Source organism: Bacillus sp. AFS001701 (genome assembly GCF_002559405.1).
In the GTDB taxonomy this organism is placed as follows: domain Bacteria; phylum Bacillota; class Bacilli; order Bacillales; family Bacillaceae_G; genus Gottfriedia.
On sequence record NZ_NTZO01000024.1, the window covers coordinates 1 to 23,217 of the forward strand.

Annotated in this window: 22 protein-coding genes and 1 pseudogene; 4 read left to right on the forward strand and 19 right to left on the reverse strand. The window is 38.0% G+C overall.

Annotated features, from left to right (window positions below; all coding sequences use genetic code 11):
- Window positions 1-580: 580 nt before the first annotated feature.
- The 12 genes from hxlB to CN514_RS02450 form a co-directional block, all read right to left on the reverse strand.
- Entirely contained in the window at window positions 581-1,129 is a 549-nt protein-coding gene (hxlB, locus tag CN514_RS02395; protein WP_097974467.1) for a 6-phospho-3-hexuloisomerase, read from the reverse strand.
- Between the two features lie 3 nt (window positions 1,130-1,132).
- Window positions 1,133-1,768 carry a 3-hexulose-6-phosphate synthase gene (hxlA, locus tag CN514_RS02400; RefSeq protein WP_097974469.1) on the reverse strand — a complete coding sequence of 212 codons (636 nt, stop codon included), beginning with the start codon at window positions 1,766-1,768 and terminating at the stop codon, window positions 1,133-1,135.
- Window positions 1,769-1,903: 135 nt separating this feature from the next.
- Window positions 1,904-2,881 (reverse strand): LacI family DNA-binding transcriptional regulator, encoded by a 978-nt coding sequence (locus tag CN514_RS02405; RefSeq protein ID WP_097974470.1) that lies wholly within the window; start codon window positions 2,879-2,881, stop codon window positions 1,904-1,906.
- A 64-nt stretch (window positions 2,882-2,945) separates the two neighbouring features.
- Window positions 2,946-3,599, reverse strand: coding sequence for a bifunctional 4-hydroxy-2-oxoglutarate aldolase/2-dehydro-3-deoxy-phosphogluconate aldolase (locus CN514_RS02410; RefSeq protein ID WP_097974472.1), 654 nt, complete (start codon window positions 3,597-3,599; stop codon window positions 2,946-2,948).
- 59 nt (window positions 3,600-3,658) lie between these two features.
- Window positions 3,659-4,939, reverse strand: coding sequence for an MFS transporter (locus tag CN514_RS02415; protein ID WP_097974473.1), 1,281 nt, complete (start codon window positions 4,937-4,939; stop codon window positions 3,659-3,661).
- A gap of 2 nt (window positions 4,940-4,941) precedes the next feature.
- Window positions 4,942-5,901, reverse strand: coding sequence for a sugar kinase (locus CN514_RS02420; RefSeq protein ID WP_097974475.1), 960 nt, complete (start codon window positions 5,899-5,901; stop codon window positions 4,942-4,944).
- Window positions 5,902-6,501: 600 nt separating this feature from the next.
- Complete coding sequence (locus tag CN514_RS25485; RefSeq protein WP_176525767.1) at window positions 6,502-6,657, reverse strand: hypothetical protein; 156 nt, start codon at window positions 6,655-6,657, stop codon at window positions 6,502-6,504.
- Between the two features lie 614 nt (window positions 6,658-7,271).
- Window positions 7,272-8,243 (reverse strand): Gfo/Idh/MocA family protein, encoded by a 972-nt coding sequence (locus CN514_RS02430; RefSeq protein ID WP_097974477.1) that lies wholly within the window; start codon window positions 8,241-8,243, stop codon window positions 7,272-7,274.
- A gap of 41 nt (window positions 8,244-8,284) precedes the next feature.
- Window positions 8,285-9,589: an MFS transporter gene (locus tag CN514_RS02435; RefSeq protein ID WP_097974478.1), complete on the reverse strand. Its 1,305-nt coding sequence runs from the start codon at window positions 9,587-9,589 to the stop codon at window positions 8,285-8,287.
- A 47-nt stretch (window positions 9,590-9,636) separates the two neighbouring features.
- Window positions 9,637-10,113, reverse strand: coding sequence for a NanQ anomerase/TabA/YiaL family protein (locus CN514_RS02440; RefSeq protein WP_097974480.1), 477 nt, complete (start codon window positions 10,111-10,113; stop codon window positions 9,637-9,639).
- A gap of 36 nt (window positions 10,114-10,149) precedes the next feature.
- On the reverse strand, window positions 10,150-11,112 hold the full coding sequence (locus CN514_RS02445; RefSeq protein ID WP_483294968.1) for a sugar kinase: 963 nt from the start codon (window positions 11,110-11,112) through the stop codon (window positions 10,150-10,152).
- Entirely contained in the window at window positions 11,106-11,882 is a 777-nt protein-coding gene (locus CN514_RS02450) for a sugar phosphate isomerase/epimerase family protein (RefSeq protein WP_098231223.1), read from the reverse strand. The genes CN514_RS02445 and CN514_RS02450 overlap by 7 nt, the downstream gene beginning before the upstream one ends.
- 297 nt (window positions 11,883-12,179) lie before the next feature.
- On the opposite strand from CN514_RS02450, the gene CN514_RS02455 reads away from it, so the two are divergent.
- The 3 genes from CN514_RS02455 (at window position 12,180) to CN514_RS02465 (ending at window position 14,529) form a co-directional block, all read left to right on the forward strand.
- Window positions 12,180-12,395, forward strand: coding sequence for a hypothetical protein (locus CN514_RS02455; protein ID WP_097974485.1), 216 nt, complete (start codon window positions 12,180-12,182; stop codon window positions 12,393-12,395).
- 115 nt (window positions 12,396-12,510) lie between these two features.
- Complete coding sequence (locus tag CN514_RS02460; protein ID WP_097974487.1) at window positions 12,511-13,473, forward strand: 2-hydroxyacid dehydrogenase; 963 nt, start codon at window positions 12,511-12,513, stop codon at window positions 13,471-13,473.
- A gap of 453 nt (window positions 13,474-13,926) precedes the next feature.
- Window positions 13,927-14,529: a hypothetical protein gene (locus CN514_RS02465; protein ID WP_097974489.1), complete on the forward strand. Its 603-nt coding sequence runs from the start codon at window positions 13,927-13,929 to the stop codon at window positions 14,527-14,529.
- A 290-nt stretch (window positions 14,530-14,819) separates the two neighbouring features.
- Here CN514_RS02465 and CN514_RS02470 read toward each other — a convergent pair whose 3' ends face one another.
- From CN514_RS02470 to CN514_RS02500, 7 genes and pseudogenes are all read right to left on the reverse strand, one after another.
- Entirely contained in the window at window positions 14,820-16,049 is a 1,230-nt protein-coding gene (locus CN514_RS02470) for a serine hydrolase domain-containing protein (protein ID WP_098231225.1), read from the reverse strand.
- A gap of 430 nt (window positions 16,050-16,479) precedes the next feature.
- On the reverse strand, window positions 16,480-16,914 hold the full coding sequence (locus CN514_RS02475; RefSeq protein ID WP_286141511.1) for a hypothetical protein: 435 nt from the start codon (window positions 16,912-16,914) through the stop codon (window positions 16,480-16,482).
- A gap of 134 nt (window positions 16,915-17,048) precedes the next feature.
- On the reverse strand, window positions 17,049-18,044 hold the full coding sequence (locus CN514_RS02480; RefSeq protein ID WP_098231226.1) for a phosphotransferase enzyme family protein: 996 nt from the start codon (window positions 18,042-18,044) through the stop codon (window positions 17,049-17,051).
- A 744-nt stretch (window positions 18,045-18,788) separates the two neighbouring features.
- On the reverse strand, window positions 18,789-19,229 hold the full coding sequence (locus tag CN514_RS02485) for a hypothetical protein (RefSeq protein ID WP_097975223.1): 441 nt from the start codon (window positions 19,227-19,229) through the stop codon (window positions 18,789-18,791).
- Window positions 19,230-19,372: 143 nt separating this feature from the next.
- Complete coding sequence (locus CN514_RS02490; RefSeq protein ID WP_098231227.1) at window positions 19,373-20,140, reverse strand: hypothetical protein; 768 nt, start codon at window positions 20,138-20,140, stop codon at window positions 19,373-19,375.
- A gap of 108 nt (window positions 20,141-20,248) precedes the next feature.
- Window positions 20,249-20,799, reverse strand: a pseudogene (locus CN514_RS02495) (5'-methylthioadenosine/S-adenosylhomocysteine nucleosidase); the annotation flags it as partial.
- A 52-nt stretch (window positions 20,800-20,851) separates the two neighbouring features.
- Window positions 20,852-21,454, reverse strand: coding sequence for a DUF421 domain-containing protein (locus CN514_RS02500; protein ID WP_098231228.1), 603 nt, complete (start codon window positions 21,452-21,454; stop codon window positions 20,852-20,854).
- Between the two features lie 326 nt (window positions 21,455-21,780).
- Between CN514_RS02500 and CN514_RS02505 the strand changes: the two genes are divergently transcribed.
- Window positions 21,781-22,785 carry an NADP-dependent oxidoreductase gene (locus CN514_RS02505; protein ID WP_098231229.1) on the forward strand — a complete coding sequence of 335 codons (1,005 nt, stop codon included), beginning with the start codon at window positions 21,781-21,783 and terminating at the stop codon, window positions 22,783-22,785.
- Window positions 22,786-23,217: the final 432 nt, after the last annotated feature.

Consider the following 23,217-nt stretch of genomic DNA (forward strand, 5'->3'; position numbering starts at 1 on the left):
CTTTCTGCTATGCGTAAGGCATCAGCCCTCTCGATTTACTAACATTTCGAAGCTCAATCCCTTCAACCATTTGGCTTTCGGCCCGCAACCTAACTGTCTACGCTTAAAGATTAAAGTTACCTTTAACCCTCCAAGACTCGCTACGAGTGAATGGCTAGTTCTTTCTCGACGGGAATCCCACCCGCTATATGATACGACCTAGGCTCGGCCGCACACGCATGCGTTCGTATTATAAGATCCTAAAAATATTGTTGTTGTAAAAGAGGTCATTTATAGTACAAAAATAGGATAGAAATAGCAGATTTTACTACTGCTTTTCTATCCTTCTTTTTTTGTATTATAATGTGTGTCACTAAATAAAAACTCATAATTATAAATATTTTTACTCATTTGCTTGACTTTCAATAAAATACTTAATGAGTTCTTTTCATTTAATACTTTATTTAAAGGATTTCATCAGCCAAAACATTTTAAAATAATGGCATATTTGTGTAGAGTTGATTCTTATTACTCCTATTAAAGAACATGGAAATCTTAGATATGCGGTTCCAAGTTCTTTAACTTTTTTGATTATATGGTTCTATTCCAAGTTACTATGTCGCCCAAATGCCGCAGTGTGGTCCACATCATTCAGATTACTATAAAGTAAACAAATCGTATCAAAAAGAATATGGACACATTGGTCGAATAATGAGCCAAGTGGTTGTATCGTTTTCAGTTCATTCTCGCGACGATACTTTGTGGCTGCAGGTACATGCAGGATCTTGGTGGCTCCAGCAGCAAGGGAAGACTCCGGATTGGTCGTAACGGCAATAACCGAACATCCCAATGATTGTGTTTTTTCAGCTGTCCAGACTACACTTTTCGTGGTACCGGAACCTGAAACGGCTACGAGTATATCACCTTCGGCTATCGAAGGAGTAATGGTTTCACCTACAACATATACATTTGCACCCAAATGCATTAATCTCATCGCGAATGATTTGGCCATTAACCCCGAGCGCCCCTCGCCAATGATAAAGATCCGCTTTGCTTTTTGCAACTGGGTAGCCAATTCGCGAAGCTCTTCCTCCTCCACCTGACTTAGGACGGTTTCTACTTCACTTAAAATAGTTGGAATCACTAACATGTTCTATTCTCCCTCCATAATTGCCTGTTTCAATTTGGCTGCTGCCTCTTTCGGATTAGTTGCTTTAGTAATTGCTGAGCCGACAATCACTACTGATGGATTTAGGGATTTTCTTAATTTGGCTAGTGAATCAATCGTAATCCCTCCCGCTGCAGCGATTTGAATCGAGGTACCAGTAAAAAGAGTACTGTTCATTATCCCCTTATTCCGTGCACCTGATTCCTCTTGCTCATCCTTGCTTACATGAGCACAAAAGATGGCGTCAGGATAGTTTAATAATTCCCTAACTTGGTCTTCTGTTGTATTCAATAAATCAAACATGACCTTCTTTTCGTAGCGAGCTGCGACTTCCATGCAGGCATTAATAGTTACTAACGGAGAAACACCCATTACGGTCACAATATCGGCTCCTGCTTCAAAAGCCATTTCAAATTCATAACGGGCATTGTCCATTGTCTTCATGTCAGCCACAATGGTTTTGTGTGGAAAAGTTTGCTTCAACTCTCTAACACTTGCCATCCCGAATTCCTTGATTAAAGAGGTTCCAACTTCCACCCAATCGATTGAATCCTCGACGATTCTCGTCAAATTAATAGCATCGGCGATTTGCAGCCGATCCAAGGCTAATTGTATTTTCATGGTTTTAACTCCTTATTTTATATTAGATAAACCGATTTACTAAATCGATTTATCTTGATTGTACTCCAGCCGTCATTGTATTTCAATTAAGAAAGCTACTAGTTTGAACCAAGCTTAGATGGTGTTAGGCACTGACTACACCATCTTGCTAGGAAACACATACTCTTTAGGCTTTTTCTCTACCTTATTAATTTGATCAAACAACAATTCGGCGGCCTTTTTCCCCATTTCCGAGGCTGGCTGGACAATGAAAGAAATAGGAGTTTCCAACAGATGAGCAAAAGGAATATTATCAAAAACAATCAGATCTATATTTTTGCCTAGCTTGAGTCCCTTTTCGTTTAAAAAATCCATTACTGCTAAAAAAACACGATCATTTGCAGCAAAAATAGCAGTTGGTTTTTCCTCTAATGAAAAAAGTTTTTCTAATTTGCTTTTCATATCCGGGATTGCTGCTTCCAAAATAAAATCTGGGTTAATGTTTAAGCCAGCCTCCAACAAGGCTTGTTTATATCCTTTTAATCGATCTCTACGCGTACTAACCATAAGCTGCTGAACTGCAAATGCGATATTTTGATGTCCCTTCTCAATTAAATGGTGGATCGCCTTATAAGTAGACTCGGTATTGTCCGTAATCACCGAAAACACATCCAGGTTTTCTACTTTTCGATCGACAAACACAACAGGGTAGCCTTCCTTAATCATGCGTTCATATAATTCATTATTTTGGCAGGTAGGAAAAATAATCAGGCCATCCACCTGCTTCGCCCGCAGCATTTCAATATATCGCTTTTCCTTCTCAGGATCATCATCTGCATTACATACGATGGCGTGTAAATCATGTCCATTACAAAAATCTTCGATAGAACGGCTAACCTCATTTGAAAAATCATGCATAATATTGGCCACAATTATTCCAATCATGGAGGTTCGCTTTTGCTTTAGACTTTTAGCAATATAATTTGGATGATAGCCAAGCTTGTCAATCGCCTCTTCAATCTTTAGCTTTGTTTTTTCGCCCATATATTCAAACCGTTTATTTATAAACTGTGAAACTGTACTTTTTGATACGCCTGCTTCTCTTGCAACATCTGCCATCGTTACTTTTTCCATACTATCTTCCTCTTTCAACATGCATAATGACTTCATTATAAAGATAAATCTGCCAATTTTCCAGTTAAGAGATAGATGCGCTTAGCATTCTGGCTGCCTGAACCTCCTCCATCAGTTTCCGTGCATTTACTTTGACTTCTGATAAATAGGCATCTGTTAAAGTCTTCTTTGGATCTACCAATGAGGTGCCTACACCTACTGCAACGGCACCAGCGTAGATATAATCCTTTGCATTTACTAAGTTAATCCCACCCGTTGGCATGAGCGGAATCTGCGGCAGCGGTCCGGCAATATATTTAAAATAACCTGGACCGACACTCCCCGCTGGGAACACTTTAATCACATCAGCCCCATTCTCAAAAGCGTTTAAAATTTCCGTCGCCGTAAAGGCGCCTGGAACACTGATGACCCCATATCGCTTTGTCATGCGAATCGTCTCTATATTTACCGTCGGTGAAAAAATAAACCGCGATCCCGCCATAATCGCCGCTCTTGCAGTCTCTGCATCAAGGACGGTTCCGGCCCCTACCAACATTTCATCCCCAAATACATCGGAAGCTTTTTCAATAATGGCCAGCGCATTTGGAGTTTCCACCGTAATTTCAAGCGCTGTGACTCCGCCTGCCTTCAATGCTTCACCTATCGGAACAATTGAATCGAGCGACGCACCTCGAATCACAGCCACCACTGCTCTACTTTTGATTTCCTCTACACTCATAAAAATCTCTCCTTTAATAGCCAACAGGCTTAGAGTGACATCTAAAGCTGTTCATGATTTTATGCAATTACTTTAATATCAGAGTCCTTACTTTGCTTTTTAGAAGCGTTTACCGCAAAAACAGTTAAGATTGCTGAAAGAAATAGCGATCCCGCCATAAAGATATAAGAAGCACCAAATCCGCCAGTCGCGCCATTCAAGTAACCTACAACATAAGAGCCAACAAACGAACCTAATGCACCCATACTATTAATCAATGCCATTGCGCCGCCAGCAACATTACGTGGGAGGATTTCCGGAATAATCGCAAAGAATGGACCATACGGAGCATACATCGCACCGCCTGCGATGACTAAAAGGATAAAGGAAATCCAAAAATGATTTGTTCCAATAGAATACGAGAAATAAAAGGCAACCGCGCCAATTAATAGGAATGGCCAAACAAATGCGCTACGTTTTAATGTTTTATCAGAGAAATAAGAAGCTACCAGCATTAAAACAACTGCTAAAACATACGGCACGGACGACAACCAGCCTGTTTCCACAATATCCATATTAGGTGCTGCCTTAATAATCGTTGGAAGCCACATTACAAACCCGTAGACCCCAATGCTCCAAAGAAAATATTGGATGCTTAGTAAAATAACAGGTTTTGATTTAAAGGCTTCACCATAATTCTTAACCACCTTTAAGCCTTTTTGTTCTTTTTCCAACTGTTGTTCAAACTCAAATTTTTCCTGCTCAGTTAACCATTTTGCATTTTTCGGTTTATCATCGACGATTTTCCACCAAATGAATGCCCAGATGATGGCTGGAATTCCTTCAAAAACAAACATTAATCTCCAGCCAAAGGAGTTAAGAAGATAACCTGATACAATTGACATCCACAATACTGTTACGGGATTTCCTAAAATTAAAAAGGTATTAGCACGAGACCGCTCAGCTTTTGTAAACCAGTGACTTAAGAACACAAGCATCGATGGCATAACAGCGCTTTCAACGACGCCCAAAGCAAAACGAATCACAAATAACAATTTAATATTGCTAATCAATCCAGTAGCAGAAGCTAAACCACCCCATAAAATCAGTGACCAAAAAATTAATTTTTTCGCACTCTTTCTTTCTGCATAAGTGGCACCAGGCACTTGGAAAAAGAAATATCCTAAGAAGAACAAAGAACCAAGTAATGAAGAGATACCAGGTGTGATGTGAAGATCCTTCGCTAGTCCAGATGCTGCACCAAATCCATAATTGGCACGATCAAGATAAGCGAGGCTATAAGTGATGAAAGCAATTGGAATAAGGCGTATCCATCTTTGCTTTGCAATCGTTTGTTTCATTTTTACTCCACTCCTTGTAAGTTATTTTTTATATAATCTAGTAATTCTCGTTTGCTCGGGTAGCCATCGTTGTCCCCAGGTGTTTGAACTGCTAAAGCACCGATCGCATTTCCTCTTAATACCGACTCATAGATAGATAAACTTTCAATCAATCCGCTGATGACTCCAACGGCAAACCCATCGCCCGCTCCAACCGTATCCACGACTTTTTCTACTTTAAAGCCTGGAACGATTCCGTTTTCTGATGATGTTTTATAAAAAGCCCCTTCCTCTCCAAGCTTAATTACCACAAGCTCAACACCTTTTTCTAAGTAAAAAGAAGCGATATCACTTGGATTTTTATAACCGGTTAACAGCTCACCCTCGGCTATCCCTGGAAAGACATAATCAGCTTGAAACGCAGTTTTATTGATTTGTTCCACCATTTCCTCCTGCGATGCCCAAAGAGATGGGCGCAAATTTGGGTCAAAAGAAACCTTGCGGCCATTCTTTTTCATAAATGATAACGCATGGTTCGCAAAAGCTCTTGCCTGTTCCGAGATGGCTAATGGAATCCCCGTCATATGAAGGAAATTTGCTAATTGAAAATACTTTTCGTTGAAATCATCGACAGATAAATGGCTTGCGGCAGAACCCTTTCGAAAATATTGGACCTCAGGGTCGCCTTCAACTACCTTTGATTTTAATTGAAATCCGGTCGGATGACGGTCATCAACTAAAACATGTTCTATGTCAACGTTTTCACACTTAAGCCTATTGATAATAAATTTCCCAAATGCATCATTGCCTACTTTACTTGCCCAGCCAGAACGAAGGCCAAGTTTCGTAAGTCCGATAGCAACATTGGTTTCTGCACCGGCCAATTCTCTCGTAAATTGATCTATTTCATGTAAAAAACCAGGTTTGTCCGCAATAAACATTGCCATTGCTTCACCAAATGTTATTACATCTAGTTTCTCCATTATAAAACCTCCCTATCTCTGGTTATGTCCGAAATCGAACGGATATATTTATTTGTTTTTTCTTTTGGAGCAATTGGAAATTCTAGCGCATTTACAATCTCTGCTGGAAAAGATTTATTAATGTTTTCCAGCATTTATTGGACAATCACATTTTTCATTGCCAAGATCCTTTCTGTGATGTAATTGTAGTGCTGTATTTCGATTAATAAATCGGTTTATTAAACTATTAAAAAAATAAATTTGCCTAATAGACAAATTTTGAAAAAGATTAGTTTTGTTTATAAACCGATTTAGTAAACCGGTTTAGTTAATCGGTTTATAAACAGTATAAACTGATTGTAAGCGTTTTTCAATAGTTTTTTCGATTATTTTTCTCAGCATTGTCTTTCGATTCTTCCAAATCAATAATCAGAACTAATGTCCTTTCCCTGCTGGTATCCTCAGCTAAAATCCACAAAGGGGAGGCAATGAACGCAATGATACCCAACAATAACATTTTGATAGGACTTCCACACTGAAAACAATGTCGATACAAGTGTCCCTTTTTCTTTCCGTGCCATTAATTGAATTTATCGAGCAAATTCCCCTTCATTTATTATATTAGCCGGATTCATCTAAATAATTGTCAGCAATATTTTTGCCAATGCTTATCATCACTTTAAGTGAAGAAATTTTTCCGATATCTGTTTGGGCCGCTGCTGCAGGAAGAGCATATTTAGGTCCAACCACATGGCCGATCAAGCTAAGGAAAATCATGACCCCCATAACTTAAAAAACGCTATTCTTACTGTAATAAGGTGGAAAGGAAGGTGTTTATTGTGTGTAATGATGTTACAAACGAACTTTTTCATTTTTCTCAGGAATTCCAACGATCTTTCTACATAACTGATTCAAGGAAGTACTAGCTACTTTTAGACTTAACTATACGCACAGCACTAGTAAATCTTTAGCTAGATATTTACTCGTTCTTTGGACAAAACCTACTTTTTGGTCATCTGTTGTAGAGCTTGAGGGGAACACCATTGATCCGTCTTGCAAGAATGAGGGGAAAGAAAGTTATTACAGAGGCAGCAGTGTTCGCTATCCAAGCATTGGAGCAATTTGTCCTTTATACAGGCGTCCACCCTAATGAAGAGTAATTCAAACGAACTGCCGATTACGCCCGAGGCTGATGCAATTGTTGAACCTAAAAAAACTGTTATCAAAAATTTTAGAACTGTGATTTATTTCGCTAACAGGTATAGTTAAACAAAAAATGAAAACCCCAATCATTCCTTAGCATAGGAAAATTGGGGTTTTTTTTAAAGTCATAGTTCCGTTATCTAGCAGCTAGAAGATTAGGGGGCCTGGGCGATTCTTCTTTTTACCGTTCATTCAAAGGAGTAAGAGACACCAGATTGTTTGCGAACCTCATCAATAAGATTCATGACATCGACAGACAATTTCAAAGTATGATTCTCATTTTTATTTAGAACATAATTATTCATAGCTTCCACTTCATATTGGAATGCTTTTTCTGCTTCACCTTCTTCAATGACTTCTACATGACCATCTTCTGTAAAAGTAATCGTTGCTTTTGTAGGTCTTTGATAATCTTCTACTAAAATAAAACCTTTTTCTCCAGCAATAATCACATTCTTTGGCATTATTGCCCTCAATGTCAAGGATATAACGGCCATCTCATTTGCTTCATTTTTAAGTAAAATTCCTACTTGCTCATCTACACCTGTTTCAAACTTTTTGACTGTCGTTAAAACTTCATTAGGTTGTCCAGAAAGAAAATACCTTGAAAGCGATAGGGCATACGTACCAATGTCAAGCATGGCACCACCCGCTAAATCCGGATTAAAGAATCTATTTGAGGGGTCGGGCTCTTTATAACTACCGTGAGATACTTGAATCATGTTTAGCTTTCCTAATTGTCCAGAGTCTAAAATATTACGTAACTTTTTATAGATTGGCATGTGGTAAATGGTCATTGCTTCTGCAACGATTAAATTCTTCTCAGTGGCTAAGTCAACGATTTCCTTTAATTGCCCTCCATTTACTGTAATCGACTTTTCACAAAGAACATGCTTGTTTCGTTTTAGGCTTTCCATGATCCATTCATAATGGAAAGTATGTGGTGTTGCAATATAAATAATATCAAGATCATCGTCATTTAATAAGTCTTCATAACTGCCGTAAACACGATCAATATTATATTCATTCGCAAACCTTTGCGCTTTTTCAAGGTTTCTGGCGCCTACCGCTGCTATCTTGCCATTTACATCTATAATAGCGTTTGCAAATTCTTTTGCGATAATTCCAGGTCCAAGAATCCCCCAGTTCAATTGAGTCATCTTCCATCATCCTTTTCATAAATGTATTTTGATAAAAAGTCTCATACTGTTTGCTTAAGCTTACTTTGTTCCTTTTTAACAGTTGCCTGAACGATGGCTGGTAATGTAGCTGCGATGAAAGCGGCTACAAAAAGTAAGACAACTAAAGTGTAAATACCTGTATTAAAGTTAAAATACTGAATTAAGAAGCCAACAATGTAAGGTCCGAAGAATCCACCAAGATTTCCAAGAGCATTGATGGCACCTCGGGCACCGCCTGCCACCTCTTTGCTAAAGATACGGGATGGAATTGCCCAGAATACCACACCTCCTGCTTTAGCAAAAAATCCAGCGCCGATTAAGAAAATGTAAGAAATCCACACATTAGCATGTATCGTAGTCGACAGTAACAAGCATAACGCAAAACCAATAAGCGGTAATGCCACAAATTCTTTTCTGCGGCCAGTTCGGTCAGAAAGTTTGGAGAAGAGCAGCATCCCGGCAATACAGGCAATCCATGGTAAGCTTGAAAGAAGGCCGACCATGCCCATCCCGCTGTTCGTTAATTTCTTCAGTGTAGTTGGCAGCCACATCGAAAAGCCGTAATCCCCTGATTGATAGCAGAAGTTTAAGATGATTAATTTCCACATAGCCGTGTTCGGGAGCAAATCTTTCAGTGATGCCTGTTTAATATTATTTTCCTCTGCCAGTGTTTTTTGTTCCTCTTTTAAACTATCCAAAATATATTTTTTCTCTTCATCACTAATCCAAGGTGCTTGTTCCGGACGATCCTTCACTAAAATCAACCATGGAATAAGAACAATAAGAGAAAGGATTCCTTCCAAAATAAACATGAAACGCCAATTCGAGAAAGAAATAATGTAACCCGAAATTGGTCCGGTGATAATCGACGCAATTGGAGCAAACATCAAGACCAATGCGTTAGCACGGCCTCGTTCCTCGTTCGGGAACCAGTTAGAAACCATTGTAAGAACAACCGGCAGCATTCCGCCTTCAACGATTCCCAAGATGAAACGAAGAATCAGCAGTTGAGTCGAATTGGTACACAAACCGCTTAAGATAGAAATGACTGCCCAAATAGGAACAATAATCGATATGACCTTTTTTCCGCTCCGCTTCGCTGCAATTTGTCCGGCTGGAACCTGTAAAAATAAATATCCAAAGAAGAAGATGCCTGATGCTAGTCCAGCGATGCTGGCTGTCATACCCAAGGCTTTATCCATTCCGCCCGATATCGCAAAACTGATATTAACCCTATCCATATAAGCAATGATACAAACGATTAACAATGGAGGTAGAATACGTTTCCACCGGCTATTGTGTAACTTGCTAAGTTCACTTTTCATCTTAATTATCCTCCTTTAAATGTGTCCACTCTTTTTAATGATAACGGTTACATAACAGATTCTTTAATCTTGATAACAACTCTCCGTATCATTGTACTTCCACCATATTCCCATATCGGCCGATGAACGTCTTCTGGAAAAAAAACGAAATAATCGCCAGGTTGAAAAATCACTTCATGTTCATTTTCAACTTCTCCATAATAGATCGCATCTTTCGTCTCTAACAATGTTTCTATTACGGGGTTATTCCCTAGATCGACGGCAAATCCGACCCGTTCTTTTCCTTCCACTGAATAGTGCACTTCGATATATTTGCGGTGCACTTCCGGCTTCGCCTCTTCCTTTACCATTGTCTTACGGTCGAACACCTGAACAAAAATATCCTCCCCCTCAATTGGATAAATGTCGGGTTCCATATGGATAAACTCATCTTGTTTGTTTTTTAAATATTGAATAGCCTTGGCAATCGGTTTGGGATATTTTTTATCGATGTTTTCATTTGCATGAATGTTTGAGAAAAACATGGTTAACTCTCCTTTTAATTCAAGTAAATCTGTTTATTAAACGACTGTTTCTACATGTTTTTTTATAAAATCTATTAATTCGGGTTTCGTTGGATAACCGTCGGAGTCCCCAGGTGTCTGAACAGCCAATGCTCCAATGACATTTCCTCTTAATACCGTCTCTTCCAGTGCAAGCTTCTCGAGCAAACCGCTAATCACTCCAACCGCAAAACCGTCACCTGCTCCCACCGTATCCACAACCTTTTTCGCTTTAATACCCGGGACTGTTCCTTCTTCTAGAGCGGTTTTATAAAACGCTCCCTCAGGACCAAGCTTGATCACAACAAGCTCAACGCCTTTTTCTAAATAAAAGGAAGCAATATCACGCGGATCTGTATAGCCTGTTAAAATTTCACCCTCAGTAATTCCCGGAAGGACATAGTTGGCTTGAAAGGCTGCTGCGTTGATTTCCCCGACCATTTCCTCCTTTGAAACCCATAGGGACGGTCTTAAGTTTGGGTCAAAGGAAACGGTTTTGCCGTTCTTTTTCATAAACGATAGAGCATGTTTGGCAAATGACCTTGCCTGTTTGGAGATCGCAAAAGGAATTCCTGTCAGATGCATTTGCTTAGCTGACTGAAAATAGGCTTCAGGAAAGTCTGCGATTTTCAGCTGGCTTGCCGCGGACCCATTCAAGAAATATTGAATCTCAGGATCCCCTTCTGCCACCTTCGCTTTTAATTGAAAACCGGTTGGATAATGGTCGTCGGTCAGAACTTGACTGATGTCAACGTTTTCATTATGAAGACGTTCGGTAATGAATTTTCCAAACGCATCATTGCCCACTTTACTGACCCAGTCAGCCCGAAGACAAAGCCGTGCCAGTCCGATCGCCACATTGGTTTCCGCACCCGCAAGCTCAAGCATAAATTGGTCAATAGTATGAAGTGGGCCTGTCTGATTGGCAATAAACATCCCCATCGCTTCGCCAAAGGTAATCACATCAAACTGGTTCAGGATATACCCTCACTTTCTAACATGAATTTGTTGAGCAGATGAATGTAATCTTTCGTTTTCTCTTTAGGCTCAATTGGAAACTCGAGCGCTTTCGTCATGCCGCCAGGAAAATACTGCATGACATTTTTCCAAATCTGCTCCCCTTCCTTTTCGAGCGGCACAGTAATAAGCTCATCACCTTTTTTTTCCACATTTTTTAAATGAAGATAAATCACATAAGGGGCAAGCTGGTGTAAAGCCTCCACCGCATCTTGGCTAGTGAAATACCAGTTCCCAGCATCAAAGGTCATTTTGACTGGAACATTGAGAACGTTAGCGCTTTCAAAAAAGGTTTTTAATCTGCCGACGTTTCCGCCATATAGTGTTTGATCATTTTCAACCAGTAATTGAAATCCTTGGTGTTGGTTTAAAAAATTATTGAGTTTGACAATTTCGGAATCTTCCCGATGATAATGGCCAAGCGATACCTTTATCCAGTCAGCACCAAGGGCGATTGCTTCCTGAAAAACTTCGGTCAATTCCTCTTTGTTTAGCTGGTGATTTTCATTCCATAATTCAATCGGAGCAGAATAGACGGTAAAAAGTCTGTATACCTCAATTTCATCTCGAATAAGCTCAAGCTGTCTTTCTTGGACTGGTTTCGGCAGCAATTCACGGCGAACCTCGATTCCAAACGCTCCGGATTCCGCTATCAGCTTTACAAAGGATTCTTGTCCATTCTTTATAACTTCCACACTATCAAAAGCATTCAATGGGACGATCACATTTTTCATTGCCAAGATCCTTTCTATGATGTAATTATAGTGCTGTATCTCGATTAATAAACCGGTTTAGTAAACTGTTAAAAAAATAGGTTTGCTTAATAGACAAATTTTGAAAAGGATTAGCCTAATAATAAACCGATTTAGTAAATCGATTTATAAACAGTATAGACTGATTGAAAGCGTTTTTCAATAGTTTTTTTCGATTATTTTTCTCAGCATTATCTTTCAATCCTTCCAAATCAATCATCAGAACTAATGTCCTTTCCCCCGCAGATATCCTCAGCTAAAACCCAGCAAGGGGAGGCAATGAACGCAATGATACCAATAATAACTTTTTTCCCGATGTCGCTTCGGGCCGCTGCAGGAAGAGCATATAGCATAAACCGATTAATGAGTGGTTTAATGCTTATTATTTTATTACCAGTATTGCAAACTGTTGTTGCGACTGTCATGTTAATTGTTATATTGGATGTTGCATTACTTGCCCCTAGTACAATGGGAAGTCATTGGACTGCTAGGTAACTCAGGGTAACTTACTAAGCTAAAAGGAAAAGAAGGGTAAAACTTTTGAACGGCATATTTTATTTAATGCGGTTATAATGAATTTAGAATTAATTAAATCAGAAAGAGGATTCTCATGAAACCGAAAGTTATCATCTATAAAAAAGTAGATCAAAAAGTATTAAATTTTATCCAGGAAACTTGCGAAATCGTTTATTTTGAGAAATTGGATTCTAATAATCAACTTGATTTCCTTCGTGAGTTAAAATATGCGAATGGGATATTAGGTTCCGGGTTGAAAGTAAATAAGGATTTATTAGATAAGGCTCCCCAATTAAAAATTGTAAGTAATATCTCAGTTGGCTACGATAATCTTGATTTAGCAGCATTATCAGCACGCGGAATCATGACGACCAATACCCCTGAAGTATTGAATGATACAGTCGCAGATACCATTATGGGATTAATCCTGTCTACTGCTAGAAGGATACCGGAATTAGATCGTTGGGTGAAAAAAGGGCAGTGGAAATCGAGCCTAGTAGAACAGTGGTTTGGGGTAGATGTTCATCATAAAGTTTTAGGAATTATTGGCATGGGAGAAATTGGTTCTGCGGTTGCCAAAAGGGCACACTTTGGGTTTGATATGGAAATTCTTTACCACAACCGTTCGAGAAATAGAGATGCAGAAGAGAGATATGGATCCACTTTCTGTTCTATGGAAGAACTGCTCAAGAAATCTGATTTTGTCTGTCTAATGACCCCACTTACACCTGAGACTGAAAAGATGATGGGTAAAACAGAGTTTAAGTTCATGAAAAAGTCAGCGATTTTTATCAATTCTTCAAGAGGGAAAACGGTGGATGAGGAGGCTTTAATTCATGCTCTCCAGACAGGTGAAATTTATGGTGCAGGATTAGATGTATTTGTCAAAGAACCAATTAATATGGATAATCCTCTAGTTTCAATGAAGAATGTTGTTACTTTACCGCATATCGGCTCTGCCACTTACGAAACTCGCTTTAAAATGGCGATGTTAGCTGCATCTAATCTCGTATCTGGGTTAAAAGGAGAAATCCCTGCTAATTTAATTAAAAGGTAAACTGTAAAAAGTATTAATAGCTGCAAGGGACTTTACTAGAATATAATCGCTTTGCTCATTAAAAAAGAAAGGCAACATCATCAATTTTGGGATGTTGCCTTTTTACGTTTGTTCTAACCAAATTACAACAACAGTTGTTTCTGTTCAATTGTTGATGCCTCAGCCATTTCTTGGTGCATTATTCTCTCCACTTATAGCTTCTGCAGGGTCCATTTTAATTTTCTGACCAGATGGTTAATTCCTGAAACAGCTACCTATCCATCCCATCTAATTATCTTTTTTCAAACTAACTACCAAATACTTAAAAAGGAGTCCATCATCATCGCCAATAACTTTATTTTTTTGTTCAACTATTGCATGCGTAGTTGCATAAAAGCCTTTTTTAGTTCTGTATAAAATTATTATGAAACATGTTGGAAATACTACTCCTAATTTACTGGAAGGAGCAGACCAATGAGTTTAATCAAATCCCTTAGGTTTGTGATGATTTTTGCGTTAATTTTTACATTCAATAATAAAGTAGAATTTGCTACATCATCGGATAAACCCAAACCCCTAGAAGAGTTTTATCCAGAAAGTGGTTTCAAAACAATCGAAGCAGCTTCTGCTGAATTTGAAGATCAATTTAAACAACCACTCAAGTTACCATTAAGGGTTCCTCCTATTAGCTTTACACATTATTTCGGAAGATTTCAACATACGAGCGATGGAATGAATGATCTTTTTGAAGTAGAGGTAAAAAATGATAAAGTACCCAAAAATCATTACATGATTGTTATTCGACCGATTGTTCACAAAATAAATTTCAATGGAAGAACGGTTCTGGGTACTTATCAATTAAAGAACGGAAAACCTGCGACCTTGTACGAATTAGGTAGGATGAAACATACGAATCGAAAAAGTAGCTACGACGGGTTTAATTTGTTGGTTTTCGAAAGAGAGAATTGGCAATATCAGTTAAGTATCGATCGAAGGGTAGCCGATATTGTAACGCCTGAAGTATTAGTTGAAATTGCAAATTCAATCGATTATCCAGCTGAGCGACCGATTGAATAAGAGAAAAGGAACTTCGCATGAAACGAAGTTCCTTTTTTCTTTATGTAACTAACGCATGCGTTAGTTGAACAAGAACTAGCCTATTTTTACATGAAATCTTAGGTCAATCTAGTTTACATAATGAAACTTATCGGTAGTTCTCTGGTCTCGTATGTAAAAAAGACCATCCAAGGGATGGTCCAGACATCATTTATCTTTTAAAGATACCCTACTGATACATTTTTGTTCTTTAACATTGCAAATTCGCATTCCCAGGACGATACCCCTTCAAACAATACCTAAGTTCGGTTTCAGTCTTCGATTTCTTGGTAGACCGTGGTCCAGAAGTCTTGGATAAGATGCGATGAGTCCGAAGTGGACATCCCAACCTGGGTGAACAGAATTCCAGTAAGCTGTTTATCTGGATCAGCGTAAGCGGAAGTACCTGTTCCGCCATCCCAGCCGAACTGACCAATGGACGCATAGTCTCCAAGATAGGTACGCACCGCCATCCCAAAGCCCCAGCCGCCTTGTATCCCTTGTCCAAACGATAAATGGACGTTGTTTTTGGCCAAATGGTCTCGGTATACTTGTTGTTCAGGAGTGAGACGGTTGGTGGTCATCAGCTGGACTGCAGGTCGGGACAGAATCCGTTTGGTTCCATGTATCCCTTTGTTCAACAACATCTGCAAATACGCGTGATAATCGTCGACGGTTGCGAGCAGCCCACCGCCGCCTGCTTGGAATGCTGGAGGTTTGCTGTAGCGTCCACCTGCACCCTCATCCCATACGATGAACTCACCTGTCTGCGGATCGGGGTTGAAGGCAGGTGGAAGCCGGTCAATCTTGCGCTCAGGCACGTAGAAGCCGGTGTCCTTCATCCCCAGTGGATCGAGGATGCGTTCGCGCAGGAACGACTCGAATGTCTGACCAGTGACCCTGGCAACAAGCACGCCGAGCACTTCGATACTAATATGATACTGCCATCGCTCTCCGGGCTGATAGCTTAGCGGAAGTGCACCTAGGCGACGCATAAACTCATCTGGATCGGGCATATCCTGCCCTGGCATGTCGAATATTCCACTCTCGAAGAACGCGGTCATGATTGGAGAACTTATCAATGTGAGATCCACTCCGAGCCCGAATGTGGAGGTCAACAGGTCTCGTATAGTGATAGGACGCCGTGCTGGGACGGTCTCGTCCAGCGGACCATCGGGCCGTTTCAACACCTTCCGGTCGGCGAGTTCGGGCAGCCATTTGTCTATTGGTTCGTCCAAATGTAGTTTGCACTCGTCAAGTAGAACCATTACCGGCGAAACTGCGATCGGCTTGCTAGTGGATGCCAATCGAAAGATTGTGTCCCGACGCATTGGTGCACTACCATCATGCCTCATTGTTCCAAGCGCTTCGACGTGCGTCTCGCCGTTTCGGCTGACTAAGGCGACGAGTCCAGGAATCTTTCCGGAATCGACATGCTGCTCCAGTACTTTTCGTATTTTGCGCAATCCTGTTTCGGAAAAGCCTTTGTTGTTTTTTCCCATTTTGTTCTCCTTTAGTTTAGATTAAGATTTCTACTATATATTGGCATACAATTATTAAATTATTAGTTCCTCATATAGAAAAATTATCCTTTTTAATATTTTCGACAAAATGTATTTATGTATATCCCATATCAATCTTAACGGAAGTATACAAAAAGCCAATCCCTTGGCGTAGAAGGGATTGGCTTTTATCTTTTTTCTCACGATATACAGGCTTTTATACATCGTTGATATTCCAAGGGGTTTGGAAGGTTTCGTACTCCTATTCTTCTACTTTTTTCGTATAAAATCCTACATATAAATTAATCTTTTTTGTTTATTTAGAAAAATGCTCTTCTTATGGGGTACTATTATGCTTTTTGAGTTATAAGCCATTCTTAAAGAAGCAGTCCAAACTTGTTAAACTATCGCATGCTTTAGTTGAATAAGGTTAATGGTATCGAAACCAAACAAACCATCCTTTTTCTTTACTTTTAGCTAAAAATATTTGACCTTGGGCTAAGTTAGCTCCAGGTGCTTTTGGGAAATCCAATCGGACAAGCCATGATTTTTCAGCAATTTCTTTCCCACAAAAGTACTTTGCCATTCCAAAATAATCTTCTTCTTCTTTCACACCAACTGTTTTGGGGAATGGCTTCGCCGTAACTACATTCCATTTCGTATAAATGTCAGGAAGATCCTCTATGCCTGTACGATAAGTTTTGGGTATTAAGGTATTTAAGGCTTCTATTACCTCTTTTTGATTCTTCATTGATGTTTTGTCTAAGTCACTTAACACAGGACAATTTTTAGGTTGCGCGTATCCTACAATCGATCCGAAAGATAACATCATAATGAACATAAAAATCATCACTTTCATCTTCATTTTCTACTCACCTCTGGTGTTATCTTCCCTTAATAACTCAAATGTTATTAACAATAAGCCATTTAATAACAAAAAAAGAACCACTTTAAATGGTTCTTGCTATTGAACTAACGCATGCGTTAGTTGCATAAGCATCAAAATGAATAATTTGTCAAAGGTGCATCTGTTTCAATTTCTGCTTTCATACGTAACCATTTCGTCTTTAATTCCCCATCAATCGTTTTCCAGTCATTACGTTGGTGCCAAACGTTATAATAGAGCAAGCGAATATAAGATAATAAGTTCGGCATTGCTTTTAGCCACCAGTTTTCGAAGATGTGTACCTCTTGATAGCCCTTTAGAAACCAGTCGAGGAACCAGGAAACGTGATCTTCAAGAGTATCGTACTTTTTATCTTGTCTGTTGTATCTTACAATGACCGAGTAAAGAATAATGGCAAAGTCAAAAGCGAACCAATGATAGCAACAATCATCAAAGTCAAACGCCGTAATCGATCCATCTTTCGTGACAAAAAAGTTATGTGCATGAAGGTCGCAGTGGACAAGACCGTAGTTTTTCGTATCTTTTGGAAGAGTCTCTAACCAATTTAACAACTCATTAGCTTTTTGCCGAACAATCGGCTCTTTATTTGGTAGATGTCGCATCATATCCATCCAATTTTCCTGCTTCCAATCACGGCGTTTAACATCATTTAGAGGGACATAGGATTGGGTTAGCGAGTGCATCTGTCCAACGATTCGTCCCCAATTGACAAACATTTTCTGGTTCCAGTCTTCTTCAGTAGGAATTCGGCCGAGTGCTTCGGTGAACATCGAGGCGTGATAACCACCTGTTACATTTTCAACCCATTTCCCTGCTTTTGATGGAAGTATCTGAGGAACAGAAACGCCATTATCAAACAGATATTTCATGAAGTGTAGCTCTGCAAATGACTCTTTTTCATTACGCCATTTCTTATGTGTCAAACGTACAATCCGTGAAGGATGTCCATTTTGTGCTGGATATTGATAAACATCATTTACAACGCCACTAACATGAGTAAGCAGACTCAAACTAAGTCCATATGCATTTGTTACTTTTTTTAACACACTTTCCTCCAGAATTTCATTCATTTTCGTATTCGACCCCATTTCTAACTATATAAATTCGGTAGTTGAATTTAGAAATCCTTGTTAAACTAAACTGCCATTTTGTTGAATAAAAAAAATCGACTAAACAGCCGATCATATTGCTCAACTAATGCATCATTTAGTTACATAAGGAAAGCTAAATATCCTTTTTCTCTCATTCAGAATCAATCTAAAAAAAACTAATAAGCTCAGATCCATTTTTTGACTTAAGCTTCAGTTGAAGAAGGAAAAATTGTGAATTTTTTACTGATTTTTCTTCTTTCCGATAGTGTTTATGTTCCAAAGTTTGAGTTGTTAAGACCTATTGCAATAAAGATGCAACATACTAGGATAAAGAGGAGAATGATCGCAGCAATGACCTTCCAGATACCTCGGTAACTGAACCAACAACAAATTGCTGATAAGACATAAGCACTTAGGAATAATGGCACATACCTAGCCCCTACTCTTCCATAGATAAATATTTTAAAAATCAAGCACGCAATGAGTAGTACAAGAATGGAAACAATACCTAAATATTTTCTCAAAATGCCCCCCACTTCCCATGATAATTATTACCATATTTTACCATATACAACAAAAAAAGGACGCATAGTAGAAATAAAATATTTGCTTATTTCTCTGTTATCTCTTATAACTTCCGTTAATCTTATTAAACTAATCTGTCATTTACTTCAATAAAAAAAGCCGCATATAAGCGGCTCGTTTTATCCAACTAATGCATGCGTTAGTTGCATAAAGTGCCTAAAGTTTTTCGATTGAAAAAACCAAGTCATCAAAATTAGTTTCAAAACCAAAGTCATTACAGTTATAAATAAAATTACCTTCTTTCTCTTCAACAATCATCCCCGATGAGTATGACTGCGACTGCCTTCCATCGCCTTTATCCCAGATATTATATAAACTTAGATATCCATTTTTCGAATGACATTTGCAAATAATCTCCTTAGGAGAAGTGTCTTCCCATAAATTAATACTCGGATAGATTTCTTCACTAAGTGCTGGTATTTCAATACCCACATCTGTTTTTAGCCATATTCCTTGCCTATGGAATGAACCTTTATTAATAAATTTAATCTTTATTAATTGTTGATCTTTTATTGGCTGTACTTCCCACTTAATAACGTTGTTCAATCCCTTTTCAGAAAATGACTTACTATAAATTCGCTCAATCCCATTGTCCATTTCTCTTCTCCAATTCGAGTATGTTTATATGTATTTTACACCATAAATTTACAATTTCCTTATTAAACTAAACTGCCANNCGATCTTCTATTGAAGTATCGCATGCGTTAGCTGCATAAACTTCTACGAGTTCGATGTTAAAATTATTGCTTTAGAAGTTTAATAAGTTGTTCATCTTTCGAAAACACTTTGCTTTGGTTTATGATTTTAAAAAATAGTTCTTCTAATTTTTCTGAGGAGTCTTGTAAGGATTCGATTGTGATTTCACTAGGATATGTACCAAGAAAAACGTTTATAAATTCAGGATTTAATGTTTCGTATGCCTTGAATTGATGTAACTTTTTCTCTTCGTTGAAAGCTTGAATATGGAGCGTGAGTTTTCTCATTGCTTCAAGCATCTGCAACGCATAAATTAAATTATTTCGTTTTAATTCGGTGTTGAATTTTTTTCGGAAGTATAAAAATTCGAAAGCAATATCATCATCAATTGGATATTTTAAGGGTTTTTCGATAAAGATTTCATGTTCATTCTTCATTATCTCTGTTACATTACCTGTGCGATCATAGATGATTTTCCACAAAGGTGATTTTACATTTAAGGCTTTTGTCGTTAATACAGACAAATTGAATTCAAGTCCGTTTTCTAAAAAAGCAATAAGTAAATAGATATCTTTTCGAAGAGTAACCTCCTTAATAAAAAAAGTACCCAAATCACGAAGTGATTGTTGAACGATTTTTTTCACCCTTACTACATCATCATCTGTCGATATCATTAAATCAATGTCAGAATACTGATCTTTATACCCAATTACACCAGAACCTAATTGGACAATACCTTCTATCAAATCTGATTTCTTTAGCTTATTTACGATATCGATAAAATACCATTCTCTTTCCTCTTGGCTATACATAAACACACCTCTTATAAGTCACATTTATTATTAATAAACCTATAACAATCCTATATTATAGATTTCAGGTAAAAAATCCTTTTCTTGTTCAACAATACTGCAATATATTTAATAAAAAATGAGCCACCTCTGTGACTCATGATTTTCAACTAACGCATGCGTTAGTTCAATAAATAATTCTTGGTTGGCTGCTGCTGTATTCGGGTTGATTTGCCGCCATTAGTTTTATTATTGGAGAGGATTCGAATACCTAAAAATGGTACTTCATATTCTTTAGCAATTTGTGCACCAGCTGCACCTTCCATTTCTTCTACAAATGTATGATAATTTGAATGGAACCAATTAATTCAATCCTCTTCATTATTCCAAACATCCGCAGAACCGATAATCCCCTCAACAACTTTTCCTTTATTGTAAGTATTTTTTACAGCATTAGCAGCTGCAAGCAAATCCTTATCTCCATCATAGGAACGGATTTTTTCAGAATTTGGATCTGAATCGCTTCCTTCCATTGGGACCCAATTAGTAGGTTCGATTCCTTGGTTTGCATTCTTATTTCATGTTTTCAATGAACCGATGTTTGTAGTTTGTTTTCCTAAAACGATATCGAAAACATTTAAGTTCGGGTCATGTCCGCCTGATGTTCCTTGGTTTGATATTAATTGAATATCTCTACTTCAAAACTTTACTACCTTAATACTTGACTATTATTTAGGAAAACCACGTAAATATTGTTTTGGTATATCTCTGCTTGTTTTGTCTTAGGTTTTCTATCATTTCTCCATCCATAATCAACTCGATTGGGAGCTTACTTTCTGGTGTAGTCGGTATATTTAAATCTTGTTTTGTTACATTACGATATTGGGGTTTTTGTAAAACAGATACTCTACCATTTGTTTCAACTACAACGTAAAGAACTTCTTCTATGTTAAAAATACTTTTTTGTCTTAATTGTTGATTTAAATAGTCTAGAGAATAACGCATTTTTCTCATATTGGCTTCTAAAATCTTTCCATTTTCAACAATTACTGTTGGATTTCCAGCAAATAAATTTCTTCCAATTCGACTTTTCATTGAAATATAGCTAACAATTATAATGATTGATACTAAAATAATAAAAGCGATGACTGCATGATGTATTTTTATATTTAGATTAAATGCTAAATTGGCAATAATACCTCCTATAGATATGGCTCCTATAAAATCAAAGGTATTCATTTCAGCAATAATTTGTTTTCCTAAAAGTTTGGCACCGATAAACAAAATAAAAAATGCTAGCAATGTCCTCATAATAATCTCATAATGTTGTGGCATAAGCATTTATCTCCTTTAAATCAATTGCTTAAATAGAAGAAACGCTCACCTTTAGTTAATGTTTTTTTGATTATCCTATTTAATATTAGTCAAGTAATAATGAGATAGAATAGAACAGAAAAGGTAAATCAAGTCCTTCCATTATGAAACTCCCATTCTTATATCCTTACAAGGAAAATTCACCAAAAAAAGAGGATTACTACAAAGTTCAGTATGAACCCGGTAAAAAAACAAATACTAAAGACACTAGCAATTCTTTTTGATTTATCAAGTGATTAATATATAGTAAATATGATTCAAATTTAGGGAAAAAGGAGTCTCATACAGTGCCAAAACAAATACTATTAAAAAATAGACCAACAGGGATGCCAACACATGAGAATTTTGAAATAAGAGAAACTGAAATTCGCCAACCAGGACAAGGTGAATTACTAATCCGTACCGTTTATATTTCAGTTGACCCTTATTTGCGGGGGCGTATGAACGATACGAAGTCCTACATTCCACCCTTCCAATTAAATGAGGTTATTTCAAGTGGTGTAATTGGCCAGGTTGAAGAGTCTCAATCAGACCTATTTAAAAAGGGAGATCTTGTTTTAGGTTCTTTAGGATGGGAAGAATATTCCATTGCAAAAGAAACAACCGTTCGTAAAATAGATTCAACCATTGCACCTGCTTCTTCATATTTAAGTGTGCTAGGAATGACTGGACTTACAGCATATTTCGGTTTAATAGACATTGGTAAACCAAAGTCGGGCGAAACGGTTGTTGTATCTGGTGCTGCCGGCGCAGTTGGATCAATAGTCGGTCAAATTGCCAAGCTTAAAGGCTGCCGAGTGGTAGGAATTGCCGGTTCAACCGATAAGGTCAAGTACTTGGTGGAAGAACTCGGGTTTGATGCAGCAATTAATTATAAAACTCAAGATGTTGGTGAGACCCTTAAAGAAGTGTGCCAGAATGGAATTGATGTTTACTTTGAGAACGTTGGGGGAAAAGTGACAGACGCAGTCTATCCTTTATTAAATAACTTTGCTCGAATTCCGGTATGTGGTGCCATTTCCTCCTATAATAACGAAACTGAGGATATCGGACCACGCGTTCAGTCCTATCTAATTAAAACGAGCTCATTAATGCAAGGCTTTACGGTTGGCAATTATTCATCACGCTTTGATGAAGGTATCCAAGCATTGGCGGGTTGGCTTAAAGAGGGCAAATTAAAGTATGAAGAAACCATTACAGAAGGCTTTGACAATACAATTGAAGCTTTTCTAAGTCTTTTCAAAGGAGCCAACCTTGGAAAAGCAATTGTAACAGTCTCAGAAATTCAGTAATGAACTAACAAAAAAACAAACAGAGTAATACCAAACGTTCTGTTTTGAGGTGCATATCGATAAATTGACAAACAAAATGACACTTTATCTTTATACTAAGGTTAGTTAGTTCAACTATAATAAAAGGGCCACACATTTTATATATGTCTAAAATGTGCGGTCCTGTTTCATTTGGGTTGCTTTTTATTTAATTGAATTAACGGGATCGCCGTAGCCACCCCGTTATTGAACATAAGCATGCATTAGTTCTATAAGAATTACCTATATTTCTAGGCTTTAGCACACCATCTATATTTCTAAATGTCTAAATCCAGTGACTTGACCCTCGAGGTCATAAGCCCATGACTATTAAAGTTAAAAATCAACTATATTAGTACTGGTTTTATGCTGTCGGAGCAGGACGAGTCGCCTCCACTTTTCTATTTCACATTA

Excerpts from the sequence above, each read along its gene's own strand:
- hxlB (WP_097974467.1), bottom strand. The coding sequence starts at position 1,129 with ATGTTAGTGATTCCAACTATTTTAAGTGAAGTAGAAACCGTCCTAAGT.
- hxlA (WP_097974469.1), bottom strand. The coding sequence starts at position 1,768 with ATGAAAATACAATTAGCCTTGGATCGGCTGCAAATCGCCGATGCTATT.
- CN514_RS02405 (WP_097974470.1), bottom strand. The coding sequence starts at position 2,881 with ATGGAAAAAGTAACGATGGCAGATGTTGCAAGAGAAGCAGGCGTATCA.
- CN514_RS02410 (WP_097974472.1), bottom strand. The coding sequence starts at position 3,599 with ATGAGTGTAGAGGAAATCAAAAGTAGAGCAGTGGTGGCTGTGATTCGA.
- CN514_RS02415 (WP_097974473.1), bottom strand. The coding sequence starts at position 4,939 with ATGAAACAAACGATTGCAAAGCAAAGATGGATACGCCTTATTCCAATT.
- CN514_RS02420 (WP_097974475.1), bottom strand. The coding sequence starts at position 5,901 with ATGGAGAAACTAGATGTAATAACATTTGGTGAAGCAATGGCAATGTTT.
- CN514_RS25485 (WP_176525767.1), bottom strand. The coding sequence starts at position 6,657 with ATGATTTTCCTTAGCTTGATCGGCCATGTGGTTGGACCTAAATATGCT.
- CN514_RS02430 (WP_097974477.1), bottom strand. The coding sequence starts at position 8,243 with ATGACTCAATTGAACTGGGGGATTCTTGGACCTGGAATTATCGCAAAA.
- CN514_RS02435 (WP_097974478.1), bottom strand. The coding sequence starts at position 9,589 with ATGAAAAGTGAACTTAGCAAGTTACACAATAGCCGGTGGAAACGTATT.
- CN514_RS02440 (WP_097974480.1), bottom strand. The coding sequence starts at position 10,113 with ATGTTTTTCTCAAACATTCATGCAAATGAAAACATCGATAAAAAATAT.
- CN514_RS02450 (WP_098231223.1), bottom strand. The coding sequence starts at position 11,882 with ATGAAAAATGTGATCGTCCCATTGAATGCTTTTGATAGTGTGGAAGTT.
- CN514_RS02455 (WP_097974485.1), top strand. The coding sequence starts at position 12,180 with ATGAACGCAATGATACCAATAATAACTTTTTTCCCGATGTCGCTTCGG.
- CN514_RS02460 (WP_097974487.1), top strand. The coding sequence starts at position 12,511 with ATGAAACCGAAAGTTATCATCTATAAAAAAGTAGATCAAAAAGTATTA.
- CN514_RS02465 (WP_097974489.1), top strand. The coding sequence starts at position 13,927 with ATGAGTTTAATCAAATCCCTTAGGTTTGTGATGATTTTTGCGTTAATT.
- CN514_RS02470 (WP_098231225.1), bottom strand. The coding sequence starts at position 16,049 with ATGGGAAAAAACAACAAAGGCTTTTCCGAAACAGGATTGCGCAAAATA.
- CN514_RS02475 (WP_286141511.1), bottom strand. The coding sequence starts at position 16,914 with ATGAAGATGAAAGTGATGATTTTTATGTTCATTATGATGTTATCTTTC.
- CN514_RS02480 (WP_098231226.1), bottom strand. The coding sequence starts at position 18,044 with ATGGGGTCGAATACGAAAATGAATGAAATTCTGGAGGAAAGTGTGTTA.
- CN514_RS02485 (WP_097975223.1), bottom strand. The coding sequence starts at position 19,229 with ATGGACAATGGGATTGAGCGAATTTATAGTAAGTCATTTTCTGAAAAG.
- CN514_RS02490 (WP_098231227.1), bottom strand. The coding sequence starts at position 20,140 with ATGTATAGCCAAGAGGAAAGAGAATGGTATTTTATCGATATCGTAAAT.
- CN514_RS02500 (WP_098231228.1), bottom strand. The coding sequence starts at position 21,454 with ATGCCACAACATTATGAGATTATTATGAGGACATTGCTAGCATTTTTT.